General features: G+C 52.8%; 12 protein-coding genes and 1 rRNA gene. 11 read left to right on the top strand and 2 right to left on the bottom strand.

The features are described 5' to 3' along the window. Positions 1–71 precede the first annotated feature (71 nt). The 10 genes from PRIO_RS30460 (at position 72) to PRIO_RS30415 (ending at position 13276) form a co-directional block, all read left to right on the top strand. Positions 72–971 carry a glycosyltransferase family 2 protein gene (locus PRIO_RS30460; protein WP_046507635.1) on the top strand — a complete coding sequence of 300 codons (900 nt, stop codon included), beginning with the start codon at positions 72–74 and terminating at the stop codon, positions 969–971. Then, positions 968–2368, top strand: a complete 1401-nt coding sequence (locus tag PRIO_RS30455) for an undecaprenyl-phosphate glucose phosphotransferase (RefSeq protein ID WP_020433209.1) — start codon at positions 968–970, stop codon at positions 2366–2368. Before PRIO_RS30460 ends, PRIO_RS30455 begins: the two co-directional genes overlap by 4 nt. 118 nt (positions 2369–2486) lie before the next feature. Further along, the gene (locus PRIO_RS30450; protein WP_020433208.1) at positions 2487–3353 is read left to right on the top strand and encodes a phosphatidylinositol-specific phospholipase C/glycerophosphodiester phosphodiesterase family protein; all 867 of its coding nucleotides are present in this window, start codon (positions 2487–2489) and stop codon (positions 3351–3353) included. 190 nt (positions 3354–3543) lie between these two features. Then, entirely contained in the window at positions 3544–4251 is a 708-nt protein-coding gene (pcrB, locus tag PRIO_RS30445; RefSeq protein WP_039790895.1) for a heptaprenylglyceryl phosphate synthase, read from the top strand. A 31-nt stretch (positions 4252–4282) separates the two neighbouring features. Then, the gene (gene pcrA, locus PRIO_RS30440; protein ID WP_046505886.1) at positions 4283–6628 is read left to right on the top strand and encodes a DNA helicase PcrA; all 2346 of its coding nucleotides are present in this window, start codon (positions 4283–4285) and stop codon (positions 6626–6628) included. Positions 6629–6703: 75 nt separating this feature from the next. Further along, complete coding sequence (ligA, locus tag PRIO_RS30435; protein ID WP_020433727.1) at positions 6704–8716, top strand: NAD-dependent DNA ligase LigA; 2013 nt, start codon at positions 6704–6706, stop codon at positions 8714–8716. 134 nt (positions 8717–8850) lie between these two features. Further along, a complete protein-coding gene (locus PRIO_RS30430) occupies positions 8851–9558 on the top strand; it encodes a response regulator transcription factor (protein ID WP_020433729.1) in 708 nt (235 codons plus the stop codon). A 19-nt stretch (positions 9559–9577) separates the two neighbouring features. After that, complete coding sequence (locus tag PRIO_RS30425; protein WP_020433734.1) at positions 9578–10681, top strand: sensor histidine kinase; 1104 nt, start codon at positions 9578–9580, stop codon at positions 10679–10681. A gap of 109 nt (positions 10682–10790) precedes the next feature. Continuing rightward, positions 10791–11408: a hypothetical protein gene (locus PRIO_RS30420; protein ID WP_020433736.1), complete on the top strand. Its 618-nt coding sequence runs from the start codon at positions 10791–10793 to the stop codon at positions 11406–11408. Beyond that, positions 11405–13276: a transglycosylase domain-containing protein gene (locus tag PRIO_RS30415; protein WP_046505882.1), complete on the top strand. Its 1872-nt coding sequence runs from the start codon at positions 11405–11407 to the stop codon at positions 13274–13276. The genes PRIO_RS30420 and PRIO_RS30415 overlap by 4 nt, the downstream gene beginning before the upstream one ends. A gap of 13 nt (positions 13277–13289) precedes the next feature. On the opposite strand, the gene PRIO_RS30410 is transcribed toward PRIO_RS30415, so the two are convergent. Together PRIO_RS30410 and PRIO_RS30405 are read right to left on the bottom strand one after the other, a co-directional pair. Next, positions 13290–14564: a molybdopterin-dependent oxidoreductase gene (locus PRIO_RS30410; protein WP_020433740.1), complete on the bottom strand. Its 1275-nt coding sequence runs from the start codon at positions 14562–14564 to the stop codon at positions 13290–13292. 198 nt (positions 14565–14762) lie between these two features. Beyond that, on the bottom strand, positions 14763–16019 hold the full coding sequence (locus PRIO_RS30405) for an MFS transporter (protein WP_020433742.1): 1257 nt from the start codon (positions 16017–16019) through the stop codon (positions 14763–14765). Between the two features lie 457 nt (positions 16020–16476). On the opposite strand from PRIO_RS30405, the gene PRIO_RS30400 reads away from it, so the two are divergent. Beyond that, positions 16477–18027 (top strand): 16S ribosomal RNA (locus PRIO_RS30400). The last annotated feature ends 193 nt before the right edge of the window (positions 18028–18220 follow it).

The raw sequence follows: 18220 nt of genomic DNA, 5'->3' as shown, positions 1-18220 counted from the left end.
GTCAGGAGAGTATTGCAGTGAGTGTAGATGTCAGTATTATTGTGCTAAATTACAACACATGCCGCCTGACGATGGATTGTCTGAGGTCGGTATATGATTCGGAAACTAATTTTGTCTACGAAATTATTCTGATAGATAATAACTCGCGGGATGACTCGGTTGAGCGGATTAGCCGGGAATTTCCCGGTGTGATGCTGATTGCCAACTCTGAGAATGTCGGGTATGCCCGTGCCAATAATCAGGGGATGGAGGTGGCTTCAGGCCGGTATGTGCTGCTGCTGAATTCGGATACGGTCGTGTTGAAGGACACGCTGCAGACGATGATCTCCTTTATGGACGGCCGGCCGGATCTTGGAGCTTCGGGCTGTAAGGTGATTTTGCCGGATGGTTCGCTGGATAAGGCCTGCAAGCGGGGATTCCCTACGCCTTCTGCTTCCTTCTATTATGCTTTCGGCTTCAGTAAGCTGTTCCCGGACCGGCCGCGATTCAATGGCTATCAGTTAGGTTACCTTGATCCTGATCAGGATTATCCTGTAGATTGTCTGGTCGGAGCGTTTATGCTGCTGCGGCGGGAGACGATTGAGCAGGTGGGCGGATTGGATGAGGACTTTTTTATGTACGGTGAGGATTTGGATTGGTGCTTCCGGATTAAGGAGGCCGGATGGGGAATCTATTATTATCCGCAGACGTCCATCATACATTTGAAGGGCGGCAGCGCGCGGCGCAGGCCGTTCAAGATCGTCTATGAGTTTCATCGGGCGATGATTTTATTTCACCGCAAGCATTATAGCAAGCGGTACAACAGTATGATAAATGGAGCGGTGTATGCGGGAGTGGGCGTGAAGTTCGCACTTTCTCTGGTGCGTAATGCCCTGATCCGTCCCCGGACTGCACCGTCCCCGGCGCAGACTCTTACAAGTACCGCAGAAGCGGGTTCAAGAACGGAATCGAATGCTGAGGTGAGATTATGATTCGCCGTAATCAGAGGTTTTTAACACAGCTGTATATGGTTGCCGATTTTTTAGTGATTCAGTTGGCCTTTCTGGCCGCCTGGTGGCTTAAGTTCAGAAGCGGCTGGCTGGAATACTCCGAGACATTGCCCATTGAGTCTTATGCGTATTGGAGTTTTATTTACGGCGGTATTGCCGTACTGATTGGGATTGTACTTTCGCTGTATTTGCCAAAGCGCAAGAAGCGTTTCGTCGATGAGTTCCTTAAGATTTTCCAGGTCCATATCATGGCTGTTTTTATGCTGCTTGGCTTAATGTTTTTTCTGAAGGAAATTGACGTATCCCGGCAATACCTTGCGATCTATATGGGTTTTAACGTCCTTTCTATTATGCTGTACCGCTATGTGCTGAAGAAAATGCTGAAATCGCTGCGCGAAAAAGGCCTTAACCGCCAGTTTGTCCTGATTCTAGGTGCCGGTACGTTGGGTAAAAGATTTTACAACAACCTGGTGCAGTACCCGGAGCTGGGATATGAAACCATTGGTTTTCTGGATGATTTTCATACATGGGATGACATTGAAGAGCAGCGCTACAAGCCGATACTGGGGACCGTGGATGAACTGCCGGGGATGCTGGAAATGCTGCCGGTGGACGAGGTGATCCTGGCCCTTCCGCTGGATGCCCATTCCAAATACCCGGCGATTATCGCCGCCTGTGAGAAGGCCGGGGTGCGGACGCTGATTATTCCTGATTTCTTCGATTATTTGCCGGCCCGGCCTTACTTTGATAATTTTGCCGGCATGCCGATGATCAATGTCCGTGACATTCCGCTGGATATGACCGGCAATAAGCTGGCCAAACGTGCTTTTGATATTCTTTTCTCACTGTTCGCCATTATCATTTTGTCGCCTGTGATGCTGCTTGTGGCGCTGGGTGTGCGTCTGACTTCCCCGGGTCCGGTCATATTCAAGCAGGAGCGGGTGGGGCTGAACCGGCGCAATTTCATGATGTATAAGTTCCGCTCTATGAAGATGCAGCAGGAAGGGGTGGAAGATACGGGCTGGAGTACTCCGGTCGATCCCCGGCGGACCAAGTTCGGTACCTTTATCCGCAGGACCAGTCTGGATGAGCTGCCGCAATTTTTCAACGTGCTGTTTGGCCAGATGAGTGTGGTCGGCCCCCGACCGGAACGTCCCTACTTTGTGGAGCAGTTCCGCGGTGAAATTCCGAAATATATGGTCAAGCATCATGTACGTCCGGGAATTACCGGCTGGGCACAGAGCAACGGGCTCCGTGGTGACACCTCTATTGAAGAGCGGATCAAGCATGATATTTTCTATATCGAGAACTGGTCGCTGCTGTTCGATATCCGGATTATTTTCAAAACCATCCGCAACGGATTCAAAAATGCTTACTGAACTTATAGTTGTTTCCTAATAATCTTAACTGCCGAAACGGTTGCCTTCCTTGAATCCGGGAAAGACACAGCCGTTTCTTTTTGTTTCTACTCCATGTGTTGGAAAGGAAACCGCATCTATGAAAAACACAAAGATTATTGCTACAGTCGTCATGATTTTCGCTTTGATCTCTCTGCTGGTGATCACACTGGATGACCGGGATAAAGAACCGGCAGCCGGCTTTCTGTCTCACCGGATCGTTGCCCACGCTATGGGAGGCGTCAATGGGCATGCGTATACGAATACTCTGGAAGCTTTTGTGGCTAATTATGAGCAGGGAACCCGTGTGTTTGAGGCCGATTTAATGCTTACGAGCGATGGTCAGCTGGTTGCCCGCCATGAGTGGTCCAAAAATATGAGCAGGCTGCTGGGACAGCAAACGGTACTGCCTGCCGCCAAGCAAGGCACTGTGCTGGAATATGCCCAGTTTATGAACAGTCCCATCCTGGATATCTATTCTCCGCTGGATATTGATAAAATCCTAGATCTCATGCAGGCATATCCGGATGCCTATATCGTTACAGATACGAAAGAGACGAACCCGGAACGGGTAACACAGCAGTTTAGGCTGCTGACCGAGGCTGCGGAGCGCCGTGATCCGGCTTTGCTGGAACGGGTGGTTCCGCAGATTTACAATCAGGACATGCTGGGTGTAATCAATAAGGTCCATGTTTTTCCGGAAGTGCTGTATACCCTCTACCAATCGCAGGACAGCGATGAGCAGGTAACCGATTTTGCAAAAGAGAGCGGTGTAGACATCACCATGCCGTCCGACCGGGCCAACAAGAGCTTTGTGCAAAAGCTGAAAAAGGCCGGAGTCCGCGTCTATGTGAATACGGTTAATGAGGAGAATGAAATCGTGGAGCTCTCGCGCCTTGGTGTGGACGGCTTCTATACAGACTTTGTTTCTGAAGATGATTTAAGAACGTTCAAGGGGCTTCGTTAGGATGCAACAAAAGGCGAAAAAATGTTCGTGTTTTTCCGTTCTTTAAATTGACACCCCCTCTGTGCTGACATAGACTAGAGATACAGCTTTTGCGGCAGCGGAAGTGTTTTTGGCATGAAATATTAGCCTGAGCCAACAGGTGCTTGAACCTAAGTCGGTTGAATAATGAGGATGGACGAAGATGATAGAAATGCGGCAAAAGATACAGCCATGGAGGCATGTATTTAAGCTGGACCCGGACCGTGAGCTGGGGGACCGTGAGCTGGAGGCGGTCTGCCTGTCGGGGACGGATGCGATACTGGTCGGAGGCTCCACCGGAGTGACCTATGAAAATACGGTTGCTTTGTTAGCCAGAGTGCGTCAGTATGAGCTGCCCTGTGCCCTGGAAATCTCGGATTTAGAGGCAGTAGTGCCGGGTTTTGATCTGTATATGATTCCAATGGTGCTGAACAGCCCGGATACCGACTGGATATTGGGCCATCACCGCCGGGCGATTGAACGCTACGGGAGTCTGATTCCGTGGGAGCAGCTGCTAACCGAAGGCTACATCGTATTGAACGGCGATTCTTCCGTAGCCCGCCTTACAGGAGCTGACAGCTCGCTGAGCGGGGAAGGGGCAGCGGCTTACGCACAAATTGCGGACAAGCTGATGAGTCTGCCGGTGATTTATCTGGAGTATAGCGGTGCATTCGGCGACATGGATACGGTGCGCACAGTAAGAGAGACTGTGGAGCATAGCCAGCTTTTTTATGGCGGGGGGATTACAGGCGTGGCTGAAGCCGGGCAGGCTGCTGCGCTGTGTGATACTGTTGTGGTCGGCAATGTGATCTACCAGAATTTGCAGCAGGCGCTGCTTACCGTACAGGCGGTGAAGCAGACGCTGCAGATTGAATTTTAATTCGTGATATTTAGAAAGGAGCATGTCACACATGCAACTTGTTAACATACAGGATGCCGTAAGCCGGCTTAATCCTCCACAGCGTCAGGCTGTAGAAACCACTGAAGGCCCTTTGCTCATTATGGCCGGAGCGGGCAGCGGCAAGACACGTGTGCTTACCCACCGTATTGCCTGGCTGATTGCGAACCGCAAAGCGCCGCCGTGGGCGATTCTGGCGATTACCTTTACCAATAAGGCCGCCCGGGAAATGCAGGACCGTGTCTCCAAGCTGGTAGGACCGGAGGGCCGGGATATTTGGGTATCTACCTTCCACTCGATGAGTGTGCGGATTCTGCGCAAGGATATCGAGCGGATTGGCTTCACCTCCAACTTTTCTATCCTGGATTCCACGGACCAGCTGTCTGTTATCCGTAACTGCATGAAGGATCTGAACATCGATACGAAGAAGTTCGAGCCTAAGGCTGTCCAGGCCATGATTAGTGCCGCGAAGAATGAACTGATCACACCTGCGCAATATGAGCAGAAAATCGGCGATTATCTGGAGGGCCTCGTGGCCAAAGTGTATACGATGTACCAGAAGCGGCTCAAAAGCAACAACTCGCTGGACTTTGATGATCTGATTATGAAGACGATTGAATTGTTCAAGGAAGTGCCGGAGGTGCTGGATTTCTACCAGAAGAAATTCAAATACATCCATGTCGATGAGTATCAGGATACGAACAGGGCACAGTATATGCTCTGCCGGATGCTGGCGGACAGCCATCACCGCATTTGCGTGGTCGGCGACAGCGACCAGTCGATCTACCGCTGGCGCGGGGCGGATATCACGAACATTCTGAATTTCGAAGAGGATTATCCCGAAGCGAAGACGATTCTGCTGGAGCAGAACTACCGCTCAACCTCCAATATTCTGAATGCGGCCAACGGCGTGATCGCGCTGAACACCGGACGCAAGCCGAAGAAGCTGTGGACGGATTCAGCGGAAGGGGCGAAGATCAAGGTTTTCCGCGGCGACTCTGAGCATGACGAGGGTTATTTTGTAACTGGGGAAATCAGCAAAAATGTACAGCAAGGGCAGTCATACCAGAACCATGCCATCCTGTACCGTACCAACGCCCAGTCGCGTGTAATAGAAGAAATTCTGATCAAATCGGATATTCCTTACCAGATTGTCGGCGGGATCAAGTTCTATGACCGCAAGGAAATTAAGGATCTGCTGGCGTATCTGCGTCTTCTCTCTAATCCCGATGACGACATCAGCCTGACGCGGATTATCAACGTGCCCAAGCGGGGGCTGGGGGATACGACGGTGGGCAAGCTGGCTGCAGCCGCTGCTTCACAAGGGGTGTCTATCTTCCGGGCGCTGCAGACGGTGGATGATCTGGGTTTTGCGGGACGGACGCGCAATACGCTCGTAGAGTTCTACGATATGATCGAGGCACTGCACCGGATGGTGGAATTCCTGTCCGTGACGGAGCTGACGGAGAAGATTCTGGAGCTGTCCCAGTACCGGCTGGAGCTGCAGAATGAGAATACCCTCGAATCCCGCTCCCGTCTGGAAAATATCGACGAATTCCTGTCGGTAACGATGGAATTTGAGAAAAACAATGAGGACAAGTCGCTGGTGTCCTTCCTGACCGATCTGGCGCTGATCGCAGACATCGACAGCGTGAACGATGATGAGGAGCGCAGCGATGCGGTGGTGCTGATGACCATGCACAGCGCCAAGGGGCTGGAGTTCCCGACCGTCTTCATTATCGGGATGGAGGAGGGCGTCTTCCCGCACAGCCGGGCCTTCCAGGACAATGATGAGCTGGAAGAAGAACGGCGGCTGGCGTACGTAGGGATCACCCGTGCGGAGAAGCAGCTGTTCCTCAGCTGTGCACGGATGCGCACGCTGTTCGGGCGGACGACGGCGAATCCGCCGTCGCGCTTCCTGGACGAGATTCCGGAGGAGCTGAAGGAAGATACCGGCGGGGCCCCGGACCGCTTCCGCCGCGGCGCGGAGGTAGGCGGTGCCTATGGCGGCCGCGGCTTCGGTAGCGGCAGCCGGGGGAACTTCGGCAGCCGCAGCAGCGCTGCCGGGAATGCGCCGGCAGGCGGCGGGAACGCCGGCTTCGGCGGCAGCACAGCGTCCGCGGCGGCTGGCGCGGGCCGCGTGACCGTGGCCACCGGAGGCGCGCAGCGCGCTCCGGGAGCGGCGGCGCCGGGCGACTTCAAGGCCGGCGACAAGGTCTCCCACGGCAAATGGGGCACCGGCACCATTGTGTCCGTGAAGGGCAGCGGCAACGATACGGAGCTGCAGATTGCTTTTCCGGCGCCGGTGGGTGTGAAGCGGCTGCTGGCGGGCTTTGCGCCCATTACCAAAGTCGAATAATTCGGCTGCGATTAACGAATGCGTTTTTAGACCACGCTAACCGTAGGACACTATTTGATGGAGGGATGTTCCCGGATGGATGTTATGCACACCATAGAAGAGCTCGTAGCCGAGCTGAATCAATATAATTATCACTACTATACGCTGGATGCGCCTCAGGTCAGCGACAAAGAGTACGATGTCCTTTATGATAAGCTGGTGGCCCTTGAAGCGGAGAGCGGCATCATTCTGCCTCATTCTCCTACACAGCGTGTAGGGGGAGAGCTGCTGAAAGGCTTCACCCCGCACCGGCATCTGGCCCCGCTGTGGAGCCTGGATAAGGCGCAGAATATTGAACAGCTCCGCAGCTGGCACACGCGGGTGCTGAAGCTTGTGAATGATTACAACAGCAAAAATCCGGAAAACCCTCTTCCAGAGCCCTGCTACGCGGTGGAACTGAAATTTGACGGCTTGACCCTGAACCTGACCTATCGTGACGGAACGCTGGTACAGGCAGCGACACGCGGCAATGGCGTGACCGGGGAAGGCATTCTTGCCCAGGTGAAGACGATCAAATCGGTTCCTCTGACGATTCCTTTTAAGGAAGGCGTTATTGAGGTGCAGGGTGAAGGGATTATGAATCTGTCTGTGCTGGCCGACTATAACACAAGGGCTGCGGAACCGCTCAAGAATGCCCGCAACGGGGCGGCAGGGGCGCTGCGCAACCTGAATCCCAAGACTACGGCGGAACGAAGACTCAACGCTTTTTTCTATAATATAGGTTATGCAGAAGGTGTGCAGTTCTCCGACCATCAGGAAATGATGGATTTTCTGCGGACCAACCGGTTTAAGGTCAATCCGTATCTTACTTATTTCGATAAGTTTGATGATGTCACCGAGCAGCTGGCGGAGATCGAAGAGAGCCGTTCCGGTCTTGACTATCTGATCGATGGGGCGGTTATTAAGGTAACGGACTTCCGCATCCGCGAGGTGCTGGGGTATACGGACAAGTTCCCGCGCTGGGCGGTGGCTTATAAATTCGAGGCAGAAGAAACCACAACCGTTCTGGAGTCGGTAAGCTGGAACGTGGGCCGCACCGGCAAGGTCACTCCTTTGGCCCGGGTTGAGGCGGTTGAGCTGGCTGGCGTGACTGTCCAGAACTGTACACTGAACAACGTTGGAGATATTGAACGGAAGAATCTCAAGCATGCCCTCGGTACGCGTGTGTTCATCCGCCGCTCCAATGATGTCATTCCGGAAATTCTCGGCAAAGTCACAGAAGAGAGTGACGGGGGGGAGATTATTTTCCCTGTAGACTGCCCGGCCTGCGGCTTCCCGCTGGAAATGCGCGGTGCACACCTCTTCTGTAACAATAAGCTGAACTGCAAGCCGCAGATCATCGGACGGATTACTCACTTTGCCTCCAGGGATGCGATGGATATCGAAACCTTCAGTGACAAGACGGCTGGTCAGCTATATGAAGAATTGGCTGTGCGCGAGCCTGCTGATTTGTACGAACTCACCTTTGAGCAGCTTGTCAAGCTGGAACGTTTTGGAGAGAAGAAGGCGGCGAATCTGCTGAAAGCGCTGGAGGAGAGCAAAGGACGGGATCTTGCGTCTTTCCTGTATGCGCTGGGGATCCCGAACACCGGCAAGGCGACCACCAGAATGCTCGCGGATCATTACCGCAGCCTGGAAGGGGTCATGAAGGCAACTGCCGAGGAACTGTCCGGACTTCCGGACATCGGGGGCATTGTTGCTGAGAGCATTGTCAGCTTTTTTGCCGATCCCTTTGTGGTAACCAGTATCAACCGTATGCTTGAGCTAGGGGTGGAAGCGAAGGCACCTGAGGCTCCGCGCCAAGTGAGTACCGATTCTTTCTTCAGCGGCAAAACGGTCGTGCTGACCGGTTCGCTGCAGAAGCTTACCCGCGAGGAAGCGGCAGAACGTCTGGAAGCGCTGGGTGCCAAAGTTTCCGGCAGTGTCTCCAAAAAAACCGATCTCGTCATCGCCGGCGAGAAAGCAGGCAGCAAGCTGGCCAAGGCGCAGCAGCTGGGCATTCAGGTGATTGAGGATGAAGAAGAACTGATCCGGCTGTTGGAGAGTTAGGCATCGCAGTTGAATACACAGGCATTTCTGAAGCCCTGATCCGAAAAATATCGGATGCAGGGCTTTTTGTCATATCGATCTTTAATATAAAATAGTGGGGAATGGTATTTTTGGGGTAGAGAGGATACTTGCCTATGAAACAAGAAACAATCCTGCTGGTTGACGATGAGAAGGAGATTGTAAATCTGCTGGACATCTACTTCCGCAATGAGGGATACCGGCTGCTCAAGGCATATGACGGGATGGAAGCGCTGGATTACTTGAGAGAAGAGACCGTCGATCTGATTATTATGGATGTAATGATGCCCAGGATGGACGGAATTGCAGCCTGTATGGAGATCCGTGAAGAGCAGAACATGCCGATTATTATGCTCTCCGCCAAAAATTCGGATATGGACAAAATTCTCGGGCTGAGCATAGGGGCCGACGATTATGTAGGAAAGCCGTTTAATCCATTGGAACTGGTGGCCCGGGCCAAATCCCAGCTGCGCCGCTACCATCGGTTCAATAAGGAGGCTCCGGTGAAACCTAACGAGAATGAGCTGGTGTTCGAAGATTTGGTGGTAGACATCGCGAAGCATGAGGTCAGTGTGGATAGCCGCAAGGTGAAGCTGACCCCCCGGGAATTTTCCATTCTGGAGCTGCTGGCCAGACATCAGGGGCAGGTGCTCAGCATGGAGCAGATTTATACGAATGTCTGGAGTGATCCTTTTCTGGATGGCGGCAATACCGTGATGGTACATATCCGCAATATCCGCGAGAAAATAGAGCTTGACCCGAAGCGTCCCCGCTATATACAGACCGTGTGGGGAATCGGCTACAAATTGGACAGGCCGTCCTGAAAGCCTGAGGTGAGAATGGGTGAATGCCAAATATGTAACTACAATCCGCTGGAAATTCATATGGGCGTTTATACTTAGCGTTGTCTCGGGAGCAATTCTGCTAATCGGAGGGTACCGGCTGGTGAATTCCCTCGTCTATTTGAATCCTTCTCCGCCGTCAGCGGCGTATTCACAGCTCCTGAGATGGGTTATTAATCATATTGGCTCAGTTCCCGTAATGACTGCTGCCGGTATTCTGAGCTTTCTGTTTTTCTTTTTTATCTATACGCGGAAAATAGTTCTGTATCTGGAGGAGATCACACGCGGCATTCAGCAGATTACGAAGCTGGGAGAGTCGCACCGGATTGAGGTCCGGACGGCGGATGAGCTGGGCCTGCTGGCGGAGAACATCAATATCATGTCTGAACGGCTCCAGCATTCCCTCCTGGAAGAACGCAAGACGGTCGCTGCCAAAAATGAGCTGATTACAGGCGTATCCCATGATTTGCGCACCCCGCTGACATCCGTTCTCGGCTATCTTGAGTATATTGAGCAGGACCGCTGCCGGGAAGAGACGGAACTGCGCTATTACGTGAATATTGCCTACCAGAAAGCATTGGTTCTGCAAAAACTCATTGATGATCTGTTCGAGTATACCCGTGTCAGCAGCGGAGGACTCCCGCTTGTGCCGGAACGTCTGGATTTGAAGGCCTTTATGCGCCAGTTGGCGGAAGAAGCGGTTCCGGAGCTGGCCCGGGCAGGCATGACCTACGAACTGGTGGATGAGACCGATTCGCTATGGATTCAGGCCGCCCCTTATGAACTGCTGCGGGCATACGAAAATCTGATTACCAATGCGATAAGGTATGGACGGGAGGGCAAGAGGCTGGAGATCGGACTGTCCCGTGAAGGCGATGAAGCTGTGGTGCGGATCAGCAATTTTGGTGAACGGATTGCGGAAAGCGATCTTCCGCATATTTTTGAACGCTTTTACCGGGCTGAACGCTCCCGTTCACAATATACGGGCGGTTCCGGGCTGGGTCTGGCTATTGCCAAGGGGATCGTCGAACGCCATAAGGGGGTCATCTCAGCCGCAAGCGACATGTACCGGACAGATTTTATTACACGTTACCCGCTCGCCTAAGATTTCTTAAGAAAATCTTCAGCATTTTGGCCGCTGCTTCTTAAGAATTGGCCGGTAGTCTAGTTGACATAAGGCGGTTATTGCCTGTGTGACTAGGAGGGGAATGGTTTTGAAAAAATTCAATACGGTACGCTCCGGCTATCTGTATATCTTTGGAGGAAGTGTGCTGCTCAGCGGAATGCTGCTCGCTGCCGCGTATTGGATGGTTGCATTGCTGTACTCGCATTATGGCGCCGAATCTGCAGCTTTTTGCATTCGGCTCCTGCATTGGATGACGAATCATATCGGGCGGAGGCCGCTTGCGGTGCTGCTGTTCACTGCCCTGTTTACCGGAATCTTTCTGCTGCGTTCGCAGAAAATATCCGATGATCTCAAGAGCCTGCTGCAGGCAACAGAGGAATTGTCCAGCCGGGGTTCCGTCGGGGAGCTGAAGGTGGACAGCGGCGGCGAACTGGGCCAGTTGGCTGCTAATCTGCGCAGAATCAAGAGACTGGACACGGCGGAGTTAGCGGATAAGACTGGTCATAGGATCAGCCAGCAGGATGAGCCGGTACTGGATAGCGAAGCGCTTATGGCTCTGATACTAAGAACACGAACGCTGCTGCGTTTGCTGCATGAAGCCGCAGCGGAAGAACAGGCGCAAGAGCTGGTTCCGCAGATAGAAGCGGCTCAACGAGAGGCGATGGGGATGGAAGGGTTCCTGGAGAACCTGATGGCCCGGTCATGAGCAGGCCGGATACCAGAGTCGTACGCAAGCTGCAGCATGTCTTTTATACTGCTTTTGACCTTGCGGTAGTCTCTGCCATACTGCTGCTGGTTGTACTGGTTTATGTCCATCAATACGGAAGTACTGTACTTGACCGTTATCCCGAAAAGCAGAAGCTTCCGCAATCCAGTGTAATTCTTGCCTCGGATGGGACGGTACTGCGCCGAATCCCGCTTCCCGAATCAGGCTACAGAGTAACGGCCCGGCTGGAAGAGATGCCGGAATTGCTGGTCGAGACCTTTTTAGCCGTCGAGGACCAGCGGTTTTATAGCCATCAGGGACTGGATTACCCGGGAATCCTTCGTGCTGCGTTGCACAACACGGTGCAGCTCAGCGCCTCAGAGGGAGGCAGCAGCATCACCCAGCAGCTTGCCCGCAATCTTTATCTGAACAGGGATAAAAATATGCTGCGCAAGCTGAAGGAGGCCTCCCTTGCACTGGCCTTGGAGAAGCGGCTACCGAAACAGGAGATTTTGCAGCTGTATCTCAATCAAATCTACATGGGCCACGGCCAATATGGAGTAAAGTCAGCAGCGGAATATTATTTCGGTATAACTCAATTGAAAGAATTGGAGATCTGGCAAATTGCTGCGCTGGCGGCTATTCCCAAAGGGCCCTCTGTATACAACCCTGAGGCGGAGGGGGAGCGGCCTAAGGGAAGGAGAGACCTTGTACTGCGGATGATGCAGCAGCGGGGATTGATTACCCATGCGGAAATGGCTGCTGCGATGAGCAAGGAGTTTCAGCCTGTAGAGAGAGCTAGAGCGCAGAGGATAGGCGATTCTTATATGGATGCGGCACTTAAGGAAGCTTCCCGGCTCACCGGACAGCCGCTAGAGGAATTGCGGACAGGGGGCTACACGATAGTGACCGGAATGAATCCCGGTGCACAGCAGGCGCTGGAAGAGACTTTCGGTAATCCTGAATTCTTCCCCCCGGACGGTACAACGCAGCAAGTGGAAGCTGCTATGGCTATAATCAATCATAACACTGGTGATGTTGTGGCGTTGACTGGCGGGCGCCATCCAAGTATAGGCGGTATTAACCGGGCTATTATCGATGCCCGCCAGCCTGGTTCAGCCTTTAAGCCAATAATCGATTACGGACCCGCGCTGGAAAGCGGACGTTTTACACCGGAGAGTATTCTTCCCGACCGGAAGGAAAGGTACGGAGATTATAGTCCCGATAATCTGAATGGTATCTACCGGGGACAAGTCAATATGGCATTGGCGCTGCAGCAGTCCATTAATGCTCCGGCCGTTTGGCTGCTGAAGCAGGTGGGAATTGCAAACGCCCGTTCTTTCGCGGCCAAGCTTGGAGTAACGCTGCCGCCGGAAGACAATAATTTGTCAATTGCCCTTGGCGGACTGCATACCGGAGTGTCTCCGCTCAAGATGGCGCAGGCTTACAGTGTGTTTGCGAGTGGAGGAACCTTTCACGAAGCCCATACCGTAAGAAGCATTGCTGATGCAGAAGGGAAAACATTGTACAAGTATACTTCTGCACAGCGTCAAGTCATCTCGCAGAGGACCGCAGCAAGTATGACAGTTATGCTTCGTAACGTCGTTAACAACGGGACGGGGGCAAAGGCGCGCATGAACGTTCCGGTAGCCGGGAAAACCGGCACGACCCAGGCCGGTCTGCCTGGTGTCACCGGCAAGGCCAACCGCGACCTCTGGTTTGTCGGTTATACCCCGGACTTAACAGCAGCTGTATGGATGGGATTCGACCGTACAGATAAGGATAACTCCATGACCGCCGGCAGTGGAAAGGCGGCCGGATTATTTTCTGCTGTGATGAACAAAGTGTATGCGAGCACAAGACGATAGACATACTGCCGGTCTATACCCGCTTCGCATTTGGCAGCCAGGCATCCTTGTCATAACCGCGTTGTTCCCAGTAGCCGACATGGTCCTCGTCAATAAGCTCTATCCGGTTAAGCCATTTCACTGATTTATAGGCATACATTTGCGGAGTCACCAGGCGTACGGGGCCTCCAAGCTGGTTCGGGATGGGTTTGCCGTCATGCATCACGGCGACCATTACATCCTCCATCTGGGCCTGAGCCAGCGTCAGTGAATCGGTGTAAACTCCATCGCCGGAATAGAACTTCACCATCGCTGCTTGCTCACTTACACCGGCCATGTCAAGCAGCTTTGCGAGGGGGAGCCCTTCCCAGGTGTTTTTATATACCGACCAGCCCGTAACACAGTGAAAATCGCTGACCTGCACCTCGCGCTGCAGCTTGACGAATTCCTCCCAATTCCAAGTGAATTTTTGGTCAACCAGGCCATCGATGGTAAAAGACCAGTTGCTGTTATCGAAGGCAGGGATATCCGTAACGGTATACACCCGGAAGCTGCCTTCCGCTCCACCTCCGACGGGAGGCGCAGAATCGGCCAGCGGTACCGGATCGGGAAGCAGATTATTGGCATTGTTCGCGGCATACTCGGCAGCACCCGGAAGCTGAAGGGATTTGCCGATCCAGCGCACAAAAGTTGGGCCAAGCGTAACGGCCAGCCCTGCGCCAACTGCAACTTTAATGAACCCGCGGCGTGAGTACATCGGCTGAGGCCCCTGTGCTGCTGCGGGCTTTTGAGTTCCGCCTATAATCTTGTCCTTGCTCTCCAAAGCCGTTTCCGGCACAATGGAGCGCTTTTTGGGCTCCTTCAGCCATTTGACCCTGGTAATGGAATGGTAAATCATGATCGGTAGCCCAATCCAGGTGAGCAGGTCGTGAATGAGCAGAGCGCTATTGGCCGCCCCCGGACCGGCAAGTCTGAACTGCCAGAGGACAATTCCGGAAACGATCCAGCCGGCCAGCAGAACCAGCACAAAAATCACATTGGCCTTCTGCGGGCCCTTGCCCTTCAGTCTTTTCCAGTGTTTGGCCGCAAGGAGTAAATAATAAATGACCGGTACTAGCAGCACCAGCCCAAATCCGATATGCGCCCACTTCAGCCACACTCTTCCTTCGCCAAGCAGCTCCCGCCAGAACCCTCCGACCAGCAGCAATCCGCTTACTGCCAGGAACAATACCAGCCAGGCATTCCACTTGTGAATGGAAACCAGCTTTTTTCCGTAGCCTTTGCGGACCCGCGCCAAAGCTTTCCCCATTGCTGTCCCTCCTCTAGCTCTACTGCTATGACGAATCATTCAACTTTTAACTAATTGTACCGCAAAAATCGGCTGTTGAATAATTCTCTGCTTGGCTGCCGCTGCCATCTGTTACATTCGTCAAAAAGCCCATCTTTCTCAACAGACAAGAAGGATGGACTAGGCTATAAAGAGGTTTTGAAGTTCGCGCTCAGCAGGTTATTCAGCCGCCCACTCTTCCAGCTTTTTGTCTCCGGGGAGCAGCAGGGCAAGCAGACCAAGCAACGGGAGGAATCCGCAGGCCACGAATACTGTCGTGATGCCAATCCGGTCAATGAGCTCACCAATGACAACAGAACCGATACCGCCGAGTCCAAAAGCCAGTCCGGTAATCAGGCCGGAGACCGTGCCGATATTTCCCGGATACAGCATCTGTGCATAGATTACCGTCACGGAGAAGCTGGACAACAGGATGAAACCCGAGATAACCAGCAGGACAAGCGCAAAGGTCTGATTTACAAAAGGAAGCGCCAATGCGAAGGGGACTGTTCCCACCATCGAGAGCAGGATCAGGTTCCGCCGTCCAAAACGGTCCGCAAGCGGCCCGCCAAAGAATGTGCCAACCGCACCGGCAGCCAGGTACATAAAAATGTAGATCTGGGCATCATCAATGGTCATCCCATAATTCTTCATTAAGTAGAAGGCATAGTAGCCGCCAATGGAGGCGCCGTACCAGGAACGGACAAATACAAGGAAGACCAGAATAATAGTGGCGGTCAAAATGCTTTTGCTGCGTGCAGGATCAATCGTTCGTGCAGCAGATTTTTTACGGAAGGTATATCCTTCGTTCAGCATTTTCCGGTACCATTTGGCCACGTAGGTCTGAACAGCGATGCCAGCTGCGGCAATGACAGTGAACCCCAGCGCGCCCATCTGACCAAAGGGGATGAATACCCATTTCATTAAGAGTGGGCCCAGGGACTGTCCGGCGTTGCCGCCAACCTGAAAGATGGATTGGGATAATCCCTTTCGCTGACCCGCAGCCATATGAGCCACACGCATCCCTTCCGGATGGAACGCAGCCGATCCGAATCCGACGAGCATCACTGAAAAGATCACGAGCGCATAATTGCCGGCAAAAGCGAGCAGGAACACTCCGGCAAAGGTGCAGCACATCCCCAGCGGCAGCAGGATAGGCCGCGGCGTTCGGTCAGCGGCATAGCCTATAACAGGCTGAATTACTGAGGACGTAATGTTCAGGGCAAAAGCGATCCATCCCACTTGAGCATAAGAAAGCAGCATATTGTCCTTCAGGATAGGAAACATGGCCGGGATCAGCGCTTGAATAGAATCATTAAATAAATGAACAAAGCTGACAGCAAGCAAAATACGGTAGATAGTAGCCTGCTGCAGGTGGCGCTGATCCTGCTCTTCCTTGATTATTGGTGCTGTGGACGATATGGTCTTATTATTCATCAGTTCTCCTTTCCGAGCTGGTTAATAATGTGAGTGATTGCTGGCTTTCATTAAGCTTTATTTTAGCCATAAGTATTGTATTATGGAAATCAATTTGTGCCCTATCCGTACAAATTATGCGCCAGTTCATTTATTTATAAAAAAAGCTTGCAATCACCCTAGTGGCGTGATATATTATCTCTTGTGCTTATGAGGCATCGGCGCTGAATGAATGAGCGCAGAAGAAATAAGTTGACAAGATACAATGAAACATGATATGATCTAATTCCTGCGCTTGACACGAAGTGTTGAGTTGACGGGAGCAAGTTCTTTGAAAACTGAACAAATGGAACGCGTTAATTTTTAAGAGATTCATATAATGAATCGTCAGTTTCAAGATGAGCTATCGCTCTTTTAATAACATTTCGGATGGTTATTTTCTTGGAGCAATTCAAGGAAGCGGCCGCTCGAAAAAACCTTATTGGAGAGTTTGATCCTGGCTCAGGACGAACGCTGGCGGCGTGCCTAATACATGCAAGTCGAGCGGAGTTTATCCTTCGGGGTAAGCTTAGCGGCGGACGGGTGAGTAACACGTAGGCAACCTACCCTCTAGACTGGGATAACTACCGGAAACGGTAGCTAATACCGGATAATTCCTTGACCCACCTGGGATAAGGATGAAAGGCGGAGCAATCTGCTACTAGAGGATGGGCCTGCGGCGCATTAGCTAGTTGGTGGGGTAACGGCCTACCAAGGCGACGATGCGTAGCCGACCTGAGAGGGTGAACGGCCACACTGGGACTGAGACACGGCCCAGACTCCTACGGGAGGCAGCAGTAGGGAATCTTCCGCAATGGGCGAAAGCCTGACGGAGCAACGCCGCGTGAGTGATGAAGGTTTTCGGATCGTAAAGCTCTGTTGCCAGGGAAGAACGTCCGGTAGAGTAACTGCTATCGGAGTGACGGTACCTGAGAAGAAAGCCCCGGCTAACTACGTGCCAGCAGCCGCGGTAATACGTAGGGGGCAAGCGTTGTCCGGAATTATTGGGCGTAAAGCGCGCGCAGGCGGCTGCTTAAGTCTGGTGTTTAAACCTTGGGCTCAACCTGGGGTCGCACTGGAAACTGGGCAGCTTGAGTACAGAAGAGGAAAGTGGAATTCCACGTGTAGCGGTGAAATGCGTAGAGATGTGGAGGAACACCAGTGGCGAAGGCGACTTTCTGGGCTGTAACTGACGCTGAGGCGCGAAAGCGTGGGGAGCAAACAGGATTAGATACCCTGGTAGTCCACGCCGTAAACGATGAGTGCTAGGTGTTAGGGGTTTCGATACCCTTGGTGCCGAAGTTAACACAGTAAGCACTCCGCCTGGGGAGTACGGTCGCAAGACTGAAACTCAAAGGAATTGACGGGGACCCGCACAAGCAGTGGAGTATGTGGTTTAATTCGAAGCAACGCGAAGAACCTTACCAGGTCTTGACATCCAACTAACGAAGCAGAGATGCATTAGGTGCCCTTCGGGGAAAGTTGAGACAGGTGGTGCATGGTTGTCGTCAGCTCGTGTCGTGAGATGTTGGGTTAAGTCCCGCAACGAGCGCAACCCTTGACTTTAGTTGCCAGCAGGTAAGGCTGGGCACTCTAGAGTGACTGCCGGTGACAAACCGGAGGAAGGTGGGGATGACGTCAAATCATCATGCCCCTTATGACCTGGGCTACACACGTACTACAATGGCCGGTACAACGGGAAGCGAAGCCGCGAGGTGGAGCCAATCCCAGCAAAGCCGGTCTCAGTTCGGATTGCAGGCTGCAACTCGCCTGCATGAAGTCGGAATTGCTAGTAATCGCGGATCAGCATGCCGCGGTGAATACGTTCCCGGGTCTTGTACACACCGCCCGTCACACCACGAGAGTTTACAACACCCGAAGTCGGTGGGGTAACCCGCAAGGGGGCCAGCCGCCGAAGGTGGGGTAGATGATTGGGGTGAAGTCGTAACAAGGTAGCCGTATCGGAAGGTGCGGCTGGATCACCTCCTTTCTATGGAGAATCGTTCTCTGCAATGAGAACATTCAAATCGGAAGCTTTGCTTCCAGATACTTAACGCGTATCCATTTGTTCGGTTTTGATGGAATTTGCTGGGCCATAGCTCAGCTGGGAGAGCGCCTGCCTTGCAAGCAGGAGGTCAGCGGTTCGATCCCGCTTGGCTCCACCAACAAACTTCATCTATTTG

Origin of the sequence: Paenibacillus riograndensis SBR5 (genome assembly GCF_000981585.1) — a bacterium.
Taxonomy (GTDB): domain Bacteria; phylum Bacillota; class Bacilli; order Paenibacillales; family Paenibacillaceae; genus Paenibacillus_AQ; species Paenibacillus_AQ riograndensis.
Note: the sequence above shows the minus strand (reverse complement) of the source record. Positions and strands in the feature narration are given on the sequence as shown.

What these genes read in the sequence shown, in the direction of transcription:
- PRIO_RS30460 (WP_046507635.1), top strand. Translation starts at nt 72, where the DNA reads ATGGATTGTCTGAGGTCGGTATATGATTCGGAAACTAATTTTGTCTAC.
- PRIO_RS30455 (WP_020433209.1), top strand. Translation starts at nt 968, where the DNA reads ATGATTCGCCGTAATCAGAGGTTTTTAACACAGCTGTATATGGTTGCC.
- PRIO_RS30450 (WP_020433208.1), top strand. Translation starts at nt 2,487, where the DNA reads ATGAAAAACACAAAGATTATTGCTACAGTCGTCATGATTTTCGCTTTG.
- pcrB (WP_039790895.1), top strand. Translation starts at nt 3,544, where the DNA reads ATGCGGCAAAAGATACAGCCATGGAGGCATGTATTTAAGCTGGACCCG.
- pcrA (WP_046505886.1), top strand. Translation starts at nt 4,283, where the DNA reads ATGCAACTTGTTAACATACAGGATGCCGTAAGCCGGCTTAATCCTCCA.
- ligA (WP_020433727.1), top strand. Translation starts at nt 6,704, where the DNA reads ATGGATGTTATGCACACCATAGAAGAGCTCGTAGCCGAGCTGAATCAA.
- PRIO_RS30430 (WP_020433729.1), top strand. Translation starts at nt 8,851, where the DNA reads ATGAAACAAGAAACAATCCTGCTGGTTGACGATGAGAAGGAGATTGTA.
- PRIO_RS30415 (WP_046505882.1), top strand. Translation starts at nt 11,405, where the DNA reads ATGAGCAGGCCGGATACCAGAGTCGTACGCAAGCTGCAGCATGTCTTT.
- PRIO_RS30410 (WP_020433740.1), bottom strand. Translation starts at nt 14,564, where the DNA reads ATGGGGAAAGCTTTGGCGCGGGTCCGCAAAGGCTACGGAAAAAAGCTG.
- PRIO_RS30405 (WP_020433742.1), bottom strand. Translation starts at nt 16,019, where the DNA reads ATGAATAATAAGACCATATCGTCCACAGCACCAATAATCAAGGAAGAG.